We start from the raw sequence: 16,968 nt of genomic DNA, 5'->3' as shown, positions 1-16,968 counted from the left end.
AAGACCTTGCCATTGGAATTGTCCAGACTAATCACTTCTCGATCTATCTTACCTTACGTCCTAACTAAGCTGGCGATTGCTATATATTTTGATTTTTAACTTTTGACTTTTGACTTTAACATGGTCAAGTTAATAAGTAGGTAAGTTCGATATATTTTGAATATATTATTTGTCATGTATAACCAATAACTAATGACTACAGAAGAACTGCTGGAGAAAATTGAACAAGCAGCAACGGAGGGATTGACAAGATTAGACCTCTCTGCGATGGATTTGATAAAATTACCCCCCCAAATTGCACAACTGAGCAGCTTGCAAATTCTTGCTCTCGGCTGGAATCAATTGAGGAGTTTACCAGCAGAAATTGGACAACTTACCAACTTGCAAACCCTTAACCTCGAAAACAATCAATTGAGGAGTTTACCAGCAGAAATTGGACAACTTACCAACTTGCAAACTCTCAACCTCGGAGACAATCAACTCAGTACTTTACCAATAGAATTTGGACAACTGACCAACTTGCAAACTCTCCACCTCGAAGACAATCAATTCAGAATTTTACCAATAGAAATTGGACAACTGAGAAACTTGCAAACCCTCGACCTCTACAACAATCAACTGAGGGATTTACCAGCAGAATTTGGACAACTAATAAACTTGCAAACTCTCTATCTCAGCTTCAATCAACTCAGTAGTTTACCAGCAGAATTTGGACAACTTACCAACTTGCAGTCTTTCAACCTAAAAAACAATCAACTGAGGGATTTACCAGCAGAATTTGGACAACTTACCAACTTGCAGTCTTTCAACCTAAAAAACAATCAACTGAGGAGTTTACCAGCAGAATTTGTACAACTTACCAACTTGCAAACTCTCCACCTCGAAGACAATCAACTCATTGGTTTACCAATAGAAATTGGACAACTGAGAAACTTGCAAACCCTCGACCTCAGCTTCAATCAACTGAGGAGTTTACCAGCAGAAATTGGACAACTTACCAACTTGCGAACTCTCAATCTCACATCCAACAAACTCAATAGTTTACCGGTGGAAATTGGAAATTTATATTCATGTCTAACACAATTGGATCTTAGTGGTAATCCCTTAGAATCCCTTCCACCAGAAATACGAGGTCGAGAATCTGAAGTAATCTTAAACTTTTACAAGCAGCAGTTAGAACAAAAAACCGATTACCTCTATGAAGCAAAATTCTTGATTATTGGGGAAGGAGGAGCAGGTAAAACTTCTTTAGCTAAGAAAATTGAAGATGAAAACTACCAACTCAAACCTGATGAAGAATCAACGCAAGGTATTGATATTATTCAGTGGAAATTTTCACTCGAAAATGGTAAAGAATTCCGGGTTAACATCTGGGACTTTGGTGGTCAGGAAATCTACCATCAAACCCATCAGTTTTTCCTGACCAAACGTTCTCTTTATGCTTTAGTTGCTGATTCTCGCAGGGAAGATACTAACTTTTACTGGTGGATTAAGGTTGCGGAACTTTTAAGCGATAGTAGTCCGATTTTGATTATTAAAAACGAAAAACAAGACCGTCAGTGTGATGTGAATGAACGTCAATTACGTTCGGAGTTTTTGAATTTAAAAGAAGTTTTAGCAACTAACTTAGCGACAAATCGCGGTTTAGAAGAAGTTAAAAAAAACATAGGAAGTTATATAAAAAATCTTCCCCACGTTGGGGAGAATTCAGCTTTACCAAAAATCTGGGTGAAAATCCGTTCAGATCTGGATAACGATTCCCGCAATTACATTAGCATTCACGAATATTACCAACTTTGCGAAAATTATAAATTAACTGACCGTAAAGACATCCTCAACCTGAGTAGTTATTTGCATGACCTCGGGGTTTTTTTGCACTTCCAAGACGATCCCACCCTCAAGCACTATGTAATCCTCAAACCGGAATGGGGTACAACAGCAGTTTACAAAGTTCTAGATAATCCGGATGTGAGGAAAAATCTGGGGTGTTTTACCCAGGATAAACTTGCAGATATTTGGAAAGACAGCAAATACGCTGACATGCAAGATGAATTAATGCAATTAATGATGCGGTTTAAACTTTGCTACCCAATTCCTAGTCGTCCCGGTAATTACATCGCACCACAACTACTCGATAGCAACCAACTGGAATACACTTGGGAGTCATCTAATAATTTAATTTTGCGCTACAAATATGACTTTATGCCCAAAGGTATTATCATCCGGTTTATTGTAGAAACACACCCTTGGATTGAAGAGCAAAAACTGGTTTGGAAAAGTGGTGTTATTCTCAACAAAGACGAAACCCGCGCTGAAGTCATTGAAAATTATAATCAACGGGAAATTAAAGTTAGGGTATCCGGAAACCGGAAAAAAGAATTACTCGCAGTTGTTGACCACGAACTAGAAAAAATTCATCATTCTTTTGAACGCTTAAAATATAAAACCCTAGTTCCTTGTAACTGTAAAAAATGTTTGGGAACTGAAGAACCTTATGTTTATCCTTTAGAAAAATTACATAAGCGTTTAAAGGATGGTAGACCTCAGATTGAGTGTGATAATAGCTATGAAATGGTTGATATCCTCAGATTGATTGACGATGTGAATTTGTCACCTCAGTCAGAAGATCGGGAATCTCAAGTTCCAACTACACCATTACAACGGGACTTAGAAAATGAAAGAGAGAAATCCTTTAATCAAAGTCAAACCACCACAAATTACCAAGATTTTCAAATAACAGTCGATAAAAATAATAATATTCGCGCTTCCTCAGATGTAGGTGGTGAAGTTTCGGGTCAATTACGCTTGAATATGAGAATAATTAAACCGATTTTAAATCTGATTAAACGTGAGGAGATAGATAAGGAATTACTAAAAGACTTAGGTAACGAACTTTATCAAGCACTATTCCCCAACCAAATCAATGCTCGATTTCACGCTACGATGGCGAGTACACAAGGGAATGAATACAGCGTCCGCTTGCGCTTAATATTTGAATCTCCCGAATTAGCCGCTTTACCTTGGGAATTCCTTTACTACGAAGGAACTAATACCTTTTTAGCAAACGATAAACAAACCGTAGTCTCCCGCTATATTGATGTTCCCTTGCAAAAACGCCATATTAAAGCTGCTAGTCTACCCCTCAAAATCCTGTTAGTCATCTCTACTCCAAGTGACTTAGCTAGCTTAGACGCAACTGGTGAAGTAAATCTGATTCAAGAAGCACTAAAAAAGCATATAGAAGCAAGTCTAATAGAATTAGATATATTAACAGAAGCTACCACACGCAACATCAGACGCAAGCTTGATGAAAAAGCTTACAATGTATTTCACTTCATCGGTCACGGTATCTTTAAAGATAATAAAGGTCACATCGCCCTTGTAGATGAAGAAAATGGTAAATCTAAATTATTAGATGACGAAAGATTTGCAAGTTTCTTTTTAGGCGATCGCAAAATAGGACTCGTACTACTAAACTGCTGTAAAGGTGCGACAGTATCTACGAATAAAACATTTGCAGGTACAGCACCGAACCTAGTACAGAAGGGAATACCCGCAGTAATTGCGATGCAATACACCATACTCGATCGCACCGCTAAGCTATTTGCAGATGAATTTTATAGTTACTTAGCACAAGGTAATCCTGTAGATACAGCGATTCAAAAAACCCGCAATGCTATTTCTCAGGATGTTGGATTAGACCGACGCGATTTTGCGACACCGGTACTATATATGCGGGCTAAGGATGGAGTAATTTTAGATTTTGATAAGTTGTAGAATAACCATTCTGAATAGACTTATTGCTATATATCAATGAATAGAGAAGAACTGCTAGAGAAAATTAAACAAGCTGCAACAGAGGGTTCAACAAAATTAGACCTCTCTGGTAAGAAGTTGGCGACTTTACCAGAAGAAATAGGACAACTCACTAACTTGCAATTCCTCCAAATCAGCAGTAATCAACTCAGTAGCTTACCAGGAGAAATAGGACAACTCATCAACTTGCAAAACCTCCACCTCAGCAGTAATCAACTCAGTAGCTTACCAGGAGAAATAGGACAACTTACAAACTTGCAAAAACTCTACCTCGGAGATAATCAACTCAGTACTTTATCAGGAGAAATAGGACAACTCACCAACTTGCAAATCCTCTACCTATACAAAAATAAACTCAGTAGTTTACCAGAAGAAATAGGACAAATCACAAACTTGCAATCCCTCCACCTCTGGAGTAATCAAATAAGTATTTTACCAGCAGAATTTGGACAACTCATAAACTTGCAAACCCTCTACCTCAGCATTAATCAACTCAGTAGTTTACCAGCAGAAATAGGACAACTTACCAACTTACAAAATCTCGACCTTCGCAGAAATCAACTCAGTAGTTTACCAGCAGAAATAGGACAACTTACCAATTTACAATCCCTTGACCTCAGGAATAATCAACTCAGTAGTTTACCAGCAGAAATAGGACAACTCACCAACTTACAAAATCTCGACCTTCGCAGAAATCAACTCAGTAGTTTACCAGCAGAAATAGGACAACTTACCAATTTACAATCTCTCGACCTCGAAGATAATCAACTCAGTAGTTTACCAGCAGAAATAGGACAACTTACCAACTTACAATTCCTCGACCTCGAAGATAATAAACTCAGTACTTTACCAGAAACAATTAATAAACTAACTAAACTTGAAGAACTGTATTTACAGGGGAACCCAGTTTCCATACCACCGGAAATTTTAGAAAAAAATGTCGAGGAAATCCTTGATTTTTATTTCCGGGTACTTTAGAAAATTTGCACAAACCTTTAAATAAGAATGTGTATGATATTCAGTGTGAAATTTGAAATCGGTATAACAAATTTATAATTGCTGATCTGTATAAGTCATAAATCATCAACCTATATAAATATAAATATGATGACCGAATAATTATGATTTAATTTTTACAAAAAAATATTAAAATTATAAAAAATCAAGGATATTATGCGTGCATCATATATTTAATTGACATATTGAAGGGGATTTAAGATATTAACTCAAATGTTTGATAACCTCCATGAATCGCATTTCGATGTAAATTCAAAGTCTGAATTTACTTGGATTGATGCGAAAGAAGCTGCTGATTTTGCTTTATATAAAAGTTTTGGTAAATATCTCAGTGACATCGAAATTAAATTACTTCAGGGCTCATGGGAAGAGAAAACATACGATCGCATGGCGGCTATCTATGGTTACAGCGCTGAGTATTTAAATAAAGATGTCGGTAATAAATTATGGCATAAACTTTCTCAAGCTTTGCAGGAAAAGGTTACGAAGAAAAACTTTAAAGCAGCATTGAGGAGGATATGGGAAATAGAGAGGAATTCATCGAATTTCAACCAACAAAAAATAGACAGCCAAAATTTACTAAATAAAAATTTACTAAATACAGATGTAGAAAAATCAGAATCACCAATATCCCCATCATCGGTACAGCTACCTTTCCCAGAAAGTTCTGTCCCACCAGAATCTCCATTTTACATTGAACGTAATAATGTAGAAAATCTCTGTTTTGAAACAATTATTAAACCTGGTTCTTTAATTAGAATTAAAGCACCTCAACTGATGGGGAAAACTTCTTTAATCAATAAAATTAATGCCTATGTTAAACATATTAGTTATCAAACTGTTTATTTAGATTTAGGTGGCGTCGAACGGAAAATTTTAACTGATGTAGAAAAATTTCTGCGTTGGCTTTGTTGTATGGTTGGTAGACAGTTAAAGTTAGAAAACCAATTACATGATTATTGGGATTCTGAAATTCTGGGTAGTAATGATAACTGTACTGCTTACTTTGAAGAATATTTACTTACAGAAGTAGATGCTCCGATTTTATTAGCATTAGATAATGTAGATAAGATTTTTTCTTACACGGAAATTATTGAAGACTTTTTTGGAATGCTGCGAAGTTGGCATGAAAAAGGAAAGATTTTGGATATTTGGAAAAAACTTCGACTGGTCTTAGCACACTCTACTGAAGTTTACGTTCCTTTAGATATACATCAATCTCCATTTAATGCTGGTATACCTATAGGATTAGCAGAGTTTGACCGACCGCAAGTTCAAAAATTAGTTTCTATACATGGCTTGAATTGGGATGAAACAAAAGTAGAGCAGTTGATGAATGTGGTAGGAGGACATCCATTTTTGGTAAGATTAGCCATGTATGAACTATGTTCTAAAAGTTTGACTCTGGAAGAATTTTTACAGGAATCTTCCACAGAAGCAGGTATTTACAGCAATCATTTGCGGGGATATTTACAACTACTACAACAGTGTCCAAAAATTGCTGAAGCTTTTAAAGTTGTGGTTAATTCTTCTGAACCAGTAGAACTCAATTCAATGGGAATTTATAAGTTGCATAGTATGGGTCTGGTAGAACGCCAAGATAATCATGTTGTACCTCGGTGTAATTTATATCGAGAGTATTTTCAAAGAGTTTTAGTTTGAGATAATTATCAGTTTGAAATTTTTAGTTTGAAATTATTATTGGTTCGAAATGATTATTTGTAGGGGATATAACTGTTTTGATTCATTTCAAACCAAAATGTTTGGATAAATCCAGGTTATACTAATTCAATAAATCATTRCAACAGATTCTCCGGTAGAGACGTTGCATGCAACGTCTCTACAAAATCTATCTGTCTCATTATTTTTCCAAATTGGTATTAATTCTTTTTAATTAATTGGTTTAGCTGTAGAACCCGTAACTGCAACCCTACCAAGATATGCACCCAAATTTCTTGCTTTATGACCCCTTTTATTAGAAAGAATAACCACTACTACTTTGTCATTAGGATAAATTCTCCAGTAAGAAGCTGCACCATTTTGCGCTCCAGAATGAGCGACTATTTTACGTCCGTCTTCATCTCTACCAATACTCCATCCCAAACCGTAACGGGTAGTTTTCCCATTATTTGTTTTTTGTCTGCTCCACATTAAGTCCAGGGATTTTTGATTAAGAATTTCTCCATTGATTAACTTGATACCAAGGTTTGCAAGGTCAACAACTGATGATTGATAACCACCACCAGCATATTTCCAACTGAGGTCATCGCGTTTAGAAAGCTTATTTTTGCCATTTTCACTCTTATATATTTGGGAGCGATTGCGCTGATTTAGTTGCGCAAGTTCTGGTGACAGGTCTTTTAGTCCCCAACTACGGAAACGACTACTAGTATATTCAAAGAATGTTCTTCCTGATATTTTCTCAATTGCAGCAGCGAGTACTGTATATCCGTGGGTACTATAACTATATTTACTCCCCGGTTTTGCAACTAATTTATCTTTAATGAATAAATTCAATGCATCTTGACTCCGTACATAATGTTTTTTCACATTTTTGGTTGCGTCCTTACCTTTTTTGTAATGACGAACTCCAGATTGATGAGAAAGTAAATCGCGGACTCTATATTTGTGATGCGCGGGAAGTGTTTTTGGTAAATAAGTGCGAATGTTTCGATTCAATAGTAGTTTTTTACCTGGTCTACCTTTTTCCCGCATTTCCATCGCTAAAATTGCAGTAACTGGCTTACTTACTGATGCAAGACGATATCTTGTCAACTTGGAAGCTTTGATTTTCTTACCTAAATTTTTTAAACCAAATCCATTTGCATAAATAATTTTCCCGTTTTTGGCGATCGCTACAGACATTCCTGGTATATCGTATTTTTTTCGATGTTTTTCAATAATATTATTTGCAAAGCTAACATGAGCCCATTTCCCTTGTGGTTTCTTAGCTATTAGTGACGGTTGAATAATAGGTTTTTCTGTGGAGCGAACTTTGATAACCGAGGATGGTGATTTTGTAGGTGTTTTTAAATTTTGGATAGCTTCAGCATTTTTAAAACCCAAAAAAGGTAGGGTGAGTCCTAATGCGAGAGAAGTGATAACTGCTTTATATCTCATAATTTTGTAGATAGTATATTTTATATTACTTAATGTACTGAAATGTACTGAAGTGTTTATAGTACTTTGCGATCAAGTAACTACTATTGGTATGTCCCATTAGTTTTTAGGGGTATACATCCAATCTGTCAGGGGTTCAAAACCCGCATCTTATAGGAAAAGTCATCTTTTAGATGACTCAAAAAATTTCTGTCTCATTCATTCCTCTGAAGAGGAATTTTGCTATTAGAAAGGGACTTACTTACAGTCCTGAAGAATTGGACTATCGATGCAAATTTTCACGTTCGTGCAGCAAGCGAGATATTCTCGTCATTCACCACACGAACTTAGGTATTAGCTTTAACCGATACTAAGGTCACAATAAAACTCTAGTTACTCAGAGTTAAGATAAAATTATTACCTTTGCTAGAAATTTTAGTAATCTTCCAATTCTTGTATTGTTTCAAACGACCACCGAGTGACTTTTTCACAGAACTTGCTACCTTGGCTCTAACTGCTGAGTTATTCAAACCACTGGTAAGCTGTTGTTCTATAGAGTTAGTTAATTCGCCCTTAATCTTACCTTCAATACGGCTACATAAGCCCTTAAAAGTTTGACATAGCTTGCTGGAAATTCGTAAATCAGTCTTAAAATCTACTTTAGGATTAGCGTATGAAATAGAACCATTATAGGCAACTGGTACCAACGACATTGAAAGAATTGAGTTATTCAAGTGAATATCTCTTTCCATTTTGAGGCTACACTCACCCCATTTCTTTAATCTTCTACGGATGCATTTGGCTTTTATTTCCTCACCTTGACTTTCAAAACGTACAGTTCCTTGAATACGTTTACCGTTAACAGTTGCTTGAATAGATGAGGTTTTCATGTCATCAACGTAGTATTTCAACTGCCGAGTTTTGGTAACGTTATATTTGTACTCGGGAATTGGAAATGATTTTTTCACTCCGTTGGGTAACAGTATGTAGCTAGAATCTTGATGCCAACTGGATCTACCCTTTTTTTTGCCAAAATTGTCAACATTCACCTGCATTGAGCCCAGAGCTGTATTAAAAGCTGTAGAAACAAGTGTTTTCGGGACGGGAATTTTTACTGTTTTTGCATGAGCAGGTGAATTTAATAAAGGTACGCTGCTAAGTGTTAATCCAAAAGCGATTGGTACTGCGATAATATTTTTCAAATTCATATCAATTAAACTTAAGTTATAAGAAAAATTACAATCGGAAGGAAGAGTTAATCTCTAGGTGCAGGAATTGGATTATTTTCGGGACAATCGATTGGGTCTACTACACCCAACTCGCACTTATTAACTTTGAATTTGTCAGGTATTTCTCGAGGGAATTTAACTTTTTGAGAAGAATTAGGATTTTTAATTTTCCTGTTTGGTCGAATGGGTTTTTTTGGCTTAATAGTATTAGGAACGCAGCCAAGTTGGGGATTTAAAGGAGGTGTTGCTCTAACCCAACCATCGGGACAAGGTTGTCCGGGAGGTGTTGCTGCAAAGGCTGCACTTGCAACTGATAACCCTGCTAAAGCATTAATAATGATTAAAGATGTAGATAATGTTTGTTTCAGCATAATAAATTCACCTGAAGATTAATTGTCTGAAGATTAATTGAATGTTTAATGAAAAGCAAATTTATTTGTTACATTTCGTTTGCTTCATATGTAAATAATGAATTCAATTGCAGAAAATACCAATAGGAAAAAATCAGGTATTCTCAATCATCATCAAAAGGGGTAAAAATCAGGTATTTATTTTTTACTGATTAATTTACAGACCGGAATACTATACTCAAAAAAACAGTTATAGTTCTACGACCATGACTGAATCACCATCAAAATATAACCATCAAAAATATAAACCTCAAGAATATGAATATCAAAAATATGAGTATCAGGTTGGTGGAAGTCTCTGTGCTGAAGCATCTAGTTACGTAACTCGTCAAGCTGATACAGATTTCTATGAAGCTCTAAAAGCGGGTGAATTTTGTTATGTGCTTAATTCACGACAGATGGGTAAATCTAGTTTGCGAGTACAAACCATGCAAAAATTACAAGCCGATGGTTTTATTTGCGCTTTTATTGACTTAACCGGAATCGGAAAGGAAGATGTGACAGCGGAAAAATGGTACGCCGGAATTGTCAAATCTTTAGTGAGTAGTTGTCAGCTAGGTAAAAAAATTAATTGGCGAATCTGGTGGAAGGAAAGGCGAGATTTACTTTCACCTGTACAGCGCCTAAATTTATTTATTGATGAAGTTTTGTTAGTTGAAATTCCACAGAAAATTATTATTTTTGTAGATGAAATAGATCGAGTTTTGAGCCAAAGTTTTTCTCTGGATGATTTTTTTGCCCTAATTCGATTTTTTTACAATAAGCGAGTTGATAATTCAGAATATAAACGTTTGACTTTTGCTCTTTTGGGAGTAGCCACACCCAGCGATTTAATTGCTGATAAAACCCAAACACCTTTTAATATTGGTCAAGCGATAGAACTTTATGGTTTTCAGCGGAATGAAGCCCAACCATTAACTCAAGGTTTGCGAGGAAAAGTAGATAATAACCAAGCTGTGATCAAAGAAATTTTAGTTTGGACTGGGGGACAACCTTTTCTTACTCAGAAGTTATGTCAGTTAGTAATTAAAAGTGATTATCAAAAGAATATCACTGCATTTCAATTAGTTGAAGAAATAGTAAAAAGTTCAATTATCGAAAATTGGGAAGCACAAGATGAACCAGAGCATTTAAAAACAATTAGAGATAGAATACTCCGTAGCGAACAAAAAGCCGGACGATTATTAGTAATTTACCAAGACATTTTGCATAAAGGGAAAGTACTTGCTGATGGAAGTATCGAGCAAACAGATTTACGTTTATCTGGTTTAGTCGTTCAAGAGCAAGGTAAATTACGAGTATATAACCAAATTTATCAACAAGTCTTTAATAAAAAATGGGTTGAAAAACAACTAGCAAAATTAAGACCCTATTCTCAAAATTTTAATATTTGGGTCGCTTCTCATTATCAAGATGAATCTCGACTGTTACGAGGTCAAGCGTTACAAGATGCTTTATCTTGGGCAAAGAATCAAAATTTAAGCTCTTTAGATTATCACTTTTTATCTGCGAGTCAAGATTTAGAAAAACAAAGTATCGAATTAGATTTAGCAATCAAAGAAGAAGAAAGTCAAATATTAGCTCAAGCTAATGATACTTTAAGTCAAGCGCAGCAAAAAGCTAAAAAAATTGTTGCTGTTGGTGGAGTAATTTTATTTATTTCCATTGCTAGTGCGCTCGCAATTTGGTTACAAATTAGCAAAGCAAAACAAGATTTAGCCTTAGCAAAATTATCTGTAATGAGTTCTGAAGCTAAGGTTACTCATGAATCTAGCCCCTTCAAAGCATTAATAGAAGCTGTGAAAGCAGGGGAAAATTTGCGCACCTTAGAACAAAGATTTACCATTCCTCAAAAAGTACGTTCGGAAGTTATTTCAGTTTTAGAAAAGGCAGTTTATAATGTTCGAGAAATCAAAAGCTTTCAAGGTCATAATAGTGCAATTCTAGCAGTTAATTTTAGTCCTGATGGTAAAATTATTGCCTCTGCTAGTTTTGACCGAACCATCAAATTGTGGCGAGTATCAGACGGAAAGTTATTAAGAACTTTGACAGGACATCAAGAACGACTTTGGAGTTTGCGTTTTAGTCCTGATGGTAAAACTCTTGCTTCTAGCAGTTTTGATAGTACTCTCAAATTATGGAATGTGGCAGATGGAAAATTAAAAAAAACCATCACAGGTCACAAAAATACTGCAGTCAGAAGTGTTGATTTTAGCCCCGATGGTAAAGTCTTAGCCTCTTGTGATTCTTTGGGTTGGATAAAGTTATGGGATCCTAAAGATGGAACTTTATTAAAATCTATTCCCGCTCACCGCACTACAAATGGTCGTAGATGGTGGGTGACTTCAATTAAGTTTAATCGCAATGGAAAAATTATTGCTTCTACTAGCAGTGATAAAACTGTGAAATTATGGAATGTAGAAAATGGTAACTTATTAAAAACTTTTAAGGGTCATAAAAATAATGTCAGAAGTGTTGATTTTAGTCCCGATAATTTCCGTCTTGCTTCTGCAGGTGAAGATGGTACGGTAAAGTTATGGGATGTGGAAAACGGTGAAGAACTGCAAACCTTACGAAGTCATCGCAATCCGGTATGGACAGTTCAATTTACTCCCGATGGTAAAAGATTAGTTACTGCTAGTTCCGATAGCACAATTAAGTTATGGAATTTGCAAAGTCGAATAAATAGCAATACCAGACCTCAAACTTTTAAAGGACATCACGGGAGAGTTTGGAGCGTTGATATTAGTCCAGATGGGAAGAAAATTGTTTCTGGTGGTTGGGATAGAAGTATTAAATTGTGGTCTTTAGAAACTCAACATCCTAAAACTTATCATGTATCTCAAAAACTTTTAAGAAGTGTTAGTCTTAGTCCTGATGGTAATACTTTTGCCACTGCAGGTAACGATACAATGGTCAAGCTTTGGGATTTGAAAAAAGAAACTTTAATTAAAAGTCTTAAAGCTCATAAAAAAGGTATTGGTAGCATTCGATTTAATTTAGATGGTAAACTCTTAGCCACTGCAAGCTCCGACCGAACAGTGAAAGTATGGAATGTCAAAAATGGTAGCCTAAAATTTAATTTTATAGATCCCAAATATTCATTTGGTAGTGTCAGATTTGGTCCTAATAATCAACTTCTAGCTGCTGGTGGTGGTTCTGGGAAGCAAATCAAAATATGGAATTTAGCTAACGGTAGGTTAGTTAGAATCATCAAAGATGACCCCGAAAATCCCTGTACTATTGGTAGCATTAACTTTAGCCCTGATAGCAAACAATTAGTGTCGGGTTGTAGAACAGAAAAAGCCCAATTATGGGATGTGAATACAGGTAATAGTTTATTTGCTTTAAAAGGACATAGTGGTGGAGTAACGACCGTTGATTTTAGCCCAGATGGAAAATTATTAGTATCTGGAGGAAATGACAGCAATATTAAACTGTGGAATCGTCACAATGGCAGTTTAATTAAAACTATAGCAGCCCACAATAGTGACGTGAGGAGAGTTAAATTTAGTCCCAATGGTAAAATTTTAGCCTCTGCTAGCAGCGATAATATTATTAAAATTTGGAAGATTCCAGATGGAATCTTAATCAATACCTTAGAAAGTCATCACAATACAATCATTAGCCTTAGCTTTAGTAGCAATAATAAAACCCTTGCTTCTGCTAGTTACGATAACACTGTCAAGCTATGGAAATTAGATTTAGATTTAGATGATTTAATGAAATTGGGTTGCGACTGGTTGCAAGATTATTTGGCTAATAATCCACAGCAAAAGGATTTACGGGAAATATGCATTCAATATAAATAAAATCGAGAATCATTCGGGAGAATAGAAAATTCAATATTTAATCTGTCAAATTGGTAAAAATAGCTTTTGTATTAGGGTCAAATTTGTTTTGACACCCAAAGATTCTGGTATTTTTTCTGACTCAATCTTAGATTCAAGGTTGGATTCAAAATATGTTCCATGTACCCGGTCCCAAAGTTTAAAATTTGCCCCATAATTACCTTTAATGCAGCTACTTGCATGATGCAAAGCATGGTCTTGAGGTAGGATTAACCACGGTGATAAGCAGCGATAAAAGAACGACGTTTGAGGAATGTTAAAACAGCTATGTCGCCATAAATCTAAAGCAGAGGTTAGACTAACCCCTAAAATGTAGTAACTAGGATCTTGTATTAGGTAAATAAATAATGGGTGAATCCACAAGTAGATAATTAGAAAACTCGTCCACAAAGTATTACGAGAAGTCCCTAAAACATCCATCTGAGTAACAGTATGATGTACTTGATGTATTCGCCACATAAGGCTTGTGTGAAATAGACGATGATTCCAGTAGTAAAAATAATCGACAATTACAAAGCTTAAAATAAATCCTAGTATGGGATGCAGACTGTAGCAATTATGAAGATTTGGCAAAATATTTTGATACAGTCGGTAAATAATTCCTAGTTGTAACAGGGGAATCACAATACCTTGAAAGAATAGACCTAATGTATCTAAGATCCAGTCCTCACTACTTTTTTTTTGTAAAAAATTTAATTGTCTATCTCTTATCACAATTAGGGCTAACAATGTAAAAAAAGTAAAGAATACTAACATTTTGCTAAATTAGTTTCAATTTATACGATTTATTGGTTGTATAGTCTCTATACTTTTAAATAGGTTCTACCTGGGAATTGTCGAGAAGTGGCAAAGCCACTTCTTTTTTTGATTTCTCAATTTTTAAGAAAATAGAGATTTTTGCAAAGATAATAATTTTTAAAACCCAAAATTCAAAACTCAATTTTATAAACCTAAAATTCTAAACCCAAAATTCAAGACAAACTTTTTTGTCTGGGAGTTTTCTCGGATCTTCTCCCCGAGAAATGCGATCGCGAATAGATTCAACAAATACATGAATAGTATCAGCAGGAGTATTGGTGAAGTGCGCACCATACTTTTCAATTACTTCCCACTGAATACCTAAAGCAACAATATCTTGATGAATAATATATTGAGCAGTCCAACGAACAAAAGGACGAGCTAATTTATTCCAAAAACCGTAATTATACGTAATATCAGTGTAAACCAAAGTTGAGTCATCGGTTTCTGGTATGGACTGACTAGTAATAAATAACCTGCGATATTTTCCCATGTTGTACTCAACACTGGTAACATTGGGCATATGAAAGCTATCTGTATGCTTAATCTCTTGACTTGTATGATTTAGAAAGCGTGCAAACCAACCAAGATTATTAGTTTCGTTATGATACTCTGCAAATACAGAACCATTACGTCTTTCTACTGTCATTTCTAACTTTTGCTGACGAGCTTTACGAAATACCCCAGGGTGAACGGAAGCGGTATGGGGAATATCAATAAAGTTTTCTGCACAATTAGTAACGTTATTACGAAAACGGTTAATCACCCTGACAGTTTCCCACCCAGACTGATGATAAAAAGGCATGGTGAAGGGTGCAAGCTCCTCTATTGGTTGAGGAGATAAACGCACGTAAATATATCCATCTTGTTCTTTAGTATCGTATTTTCGCGAACGTCTAGCTGCATTTGTCTTAAAATTCTCACCTTCAGATGGTACCGCAACGACTTTTCCAGTGCGATCGTAAACCCAACCATGATAGGGACATTGAATTTTTCCTTGACAGACCCTTCCTTGTGATAAACGACTATTTCTGTGAATACATCTATCTTGTAGAACAACTGGTTTACCATCATCTCCGCGAAATACTACCAACCATTCATTTAAGACTTGACGTTGCAAAACTGTATTTGTTTTTAACTGCGTACTTAAAGCGACAACATACCAGAAATCATCAAATTTCACTCTTCCCCCTCACAAGATTTAATTTTGATATCAGCAGTTAATTTCACTTGACAAGCCAATCTTGCTTTTTGATTCCCAGGTGCTAGCAGTTCTAGAATTTCTTTTTCTTCTTCATGTGGTGGTGGGATATCACCTTCTATTTCTACCAGACAAGTACCACAAATTCCTGTACGACAGCCAAATAATAGGGGAGAATTTTCTACAGTTAAATATTCAGAAAGATTTTGATTCTCTTCTAAAGAAAGAGTTGAATGATTTGTATCTGGAAATTGAATTTTATAAAAAATATTATTCATAATTAAGCTAATAAAAACAGTCAATATAATTTTTTATAGATTACTACACTAGAGGTAGAATTTTAATTAATAGAAAATTTATTATTAGACCAAATTGAAGGTTCTAGTTGATTTACATAACTCATATATTTCACAAGTGGTTCATCAATACTTAAAATAGTGTTTGGTTTATATTGAATATTGTCATAAATCTTGCCATCTTCATCGCGCAAAAAATAATAAGCTAATTTCGTAAGTAAAAGTAAAATTCTCGCGATAAAGTATCCTAAAATCCCCTTACGTTTTGCAGTTACATATATTGGTTGAATGCGAGTTCCACCTTCAATTAAAGGAGTGTAAGCATAAATCATATGTAATGGTGGGATGATTTTGACTTTTTTCATAATGGTTAAAAGTCCCACGCAACCATCTGCATATCTCATGGTATATTCGTAGCAATCGCCAAGTAATTTTCTCGCTAAGCGTTCTCTGGGTGTAGTATTGGGAAATTCACCGCTAAGAGTAAAATCTACAATATTACCTGTGGCATTTTTCTGCAAAGATAGGTCCATTTTGATATTTAATTTATGGACTGTTTGCAGATGTTGAGCATCAATTCCATTCATCATACAAATATGATGGTGACATTTTCTCTCAAATGGTTGGTCGTAGCTTGTCACTAAAGATTTACCTTTAAGTTCGTCAAACTCAGCAACATTAAAGGGAGCTTTACTATCTGGGTATACCCAAATGAAACCATACTTTTCATCTGTCATATATGCTTGTAGTCTAGCTTTATTGGGAATGGAAGACTGACAAGGAATATCTTGACATTTACCATCACCATCAAAAGCCCAATGATGAAAGAAACAACGAATTAAATTTCCATCAACTTTTCCAATACCTAAATCTGTTCCCAAATGGGGACAATATGCATTTAAGGCTCTAATTTGATTATCTTCTCCACGGAATATAACTATTTTTTGTCCGCAAAGTGTTAGGGATTTAGCCTTAGCTTTAGGAATTTCTCGACTAGGACAAGCTACATACCAACCTTTAGCGACTACATCGGGATTATTAAAAACTTTCATATCAGTTATCAGTTATCAGTTATCAGTTAACAGTTATCAGTCAATACGGTTCAGTTAAGTATTTTTTGTAGGTTGGGTTAAGCGACAGCGCAACCCAACAAAAGCTGATAAATCTTGGGTTTTGTTCCTCAACCCAACCTACCTCAATGTTAATATTTAGCCTTAACTGAACCGTATTGAGTTATCAGTCACTCATTAC

General features: G+C 35.4%; 11 protein-coding genes. 4 read left to right on the top strand and 7 right to left on the bottom strand.

The genetic code is table 11. The annotated features are described in order from the left end of the window. The first annotated feature begins 192 nt into the window (after positions 1-192). The 3 genes from BC008_RS16645 to BC008_RS16635 all read left to right on the top strand — a co-directional run bounded on the left by BC008_RS16645 (position 193) and on the right by BC008_RS16635 (position 6,495). Entirely contained in the window at positions 193-3,777 is a 3,585-nt protein-coding gene (locus tag BC008_RS16645; RefSeq protein ID WP_058183692.1) for a COR domain-containing protein, read from the top strand. A gap of 36 nt (positions 3,778-3,813) precedes the next feature. Next, the gene (locus BC008_RS16640; RefSeq protein WP_058183691.1) at positions 3,814-4,794 is read left to right on the top strand and encodes a leucine-rich repeat domain-containing protein; all 981 of its coding nucleotides are present in this window, start codon (positions 3,814-3,816) and stop codon (positions 4,792-4,794) included. Between the two features lie 252 nt (positions 4,795-5,046). Further along, the gene (locus BC008_RS16635; RefSeq protein ID WP_058183690.1) at positions 5,047-6,495 is read left to right on the top strand and encodes an AAA-like domain-containing protein; all 1,449 of its coding nucleotides are present in this window, start codon (positions 5,047-5,049) and stop codon (positions 6,493-6,495) included. A 228-nt stretch (positions 6,496-6,723) separates the two neighbouring features. On the opposite strand, the gene BC008_RS16630 is transcribed toward BC008_RS16635, so the two are convergent. From BC008_RS16630 to BC008_RS16620, 3 genes are all read right to left on the bottom strand, one after another. Next, positions 6,724-7,953, bottom strand: coding sequence for a serine hydrolase domain-containing protein (locus BC008_RS16630; protein ID WP_027843542.1), 1,230 nt, complete (start codon positions 7,951-7,953; stop codon positions 6,724-6,726). A 368-nt stretch (positions 7,954-8,321) separates the two neighbouring features. After that, positions 8,322-9,140 (bottom strand): hypothetical protein, encoded by an 819-nt coding sequence (locus BC008_RS16625; protein WP_027843543.1) that lies wholly within the window; start codon positions 9,138-9,140, stop codon positions 8,322-8,324. Positions 9,141-9,187: 47 nt separating this feature from the next. Next, entirely contained in the window at positions 9,188-9,532 is a 345-nt protein-coding gene (locus BC008_RS16620; RefSeq protein ID WP_058183689.1) for a hypothetical protein, read from the bottom strand. A 245-nt stretch (positions 9,533-9,777) separates the two neighbouring features. Here BC008_RS16620 and BC008_RS16615 point away from each other — a divergent pair, with 245 nt between their 5' ends. After that, positions 9,778-13,383 (top strand): WD40 domain-containing protein, encoded by a 3,606-nt coding sequence (locus tag BC008_RS16615; RefSeq protein WP_058183688.1) that lies wholly within the window; start codon positions 9,778-9,780, stop codon positions 13,381-13,383. 45 nt (positions 13,384-13,428) lie between these two features. Here the strand turns inward: BC008_RS16615 and BC008_RS16610 are convergent, their stop codons facing one another. From BC008_RS16610 to BC008_RS16595, 4 genes are all read right to left on the bottom strand, one after another. After that, positions 13,429-14,178 carry a sterol desaturase family protein gene (locus BC008_RS16610; protein WP_058183687.1) on the bottom strand — a complete coding sequence of 250 codons (750 nt, stop codon included), beginning with the start codon at positions 14,176-14,178 and terminating at the stop codon, positions 13,429-13,431. A gap of 202 nt (positions 14,179-14,380) precedes the next feature. Next, positions 14,381-15,403 (bottom strand): aromatic ring-hydroxylating dioxygenase subunit alpha, encoded by a 1,023-nt coding sequence (locus BC008_RS16605; protein WP_027843545.1) that lies wholly within the window; start codon positions 15,401-15,403, stop codon positions 14,381-14,383. After that, entirely contained in the window at positions 15,400-15,699 is a 300-nt protein-coding gene (locus BC008_RS16600) for a 2Fe-2S iron-sulfur cluster binding domain-containing protein (protein ID WP_058183686.1), read from the bottom strand. Before BC008_RS16600 ends, BC008_RS16605 begins: the two co-directional genes overlap by 4 nt. 62 nt (positions 15,700-15,761) lie before the next feature. Next, positions 15,762-16,769 carry an aromatic ring-hydroxylating oxygenase subunit alpha gene (locus BC008_RS16595; RefSeq protein ID WP_058183685.1) on the bottom strand — a complete coding sequence of 336 codons (1,008 nt, stop codon included), beginning with the start codon at positions 16,767-16,769 and terminating at the stop codon, positions 15,762-15,764. Positions 16,770-16,968: the final 199 nt, after the last annotated feature.

Origin of the sequence: Mastigocoleus testarum BC008 (genome assembly GCF_001456025.1) — a bacterium.
In the GTDB taxonomy this organism is placed as follows: Bacteria; Cyanobacteriota; Cyanobacteriia; order Cyanobacteriales; family Nostocaceae; genus Mastigocoleus; species Mastigocoleus testarum.
Note: the sequence above shows the minus strand (reverse complement) of the source record. Positions and strands in the feature narration are given on the sequence as shown.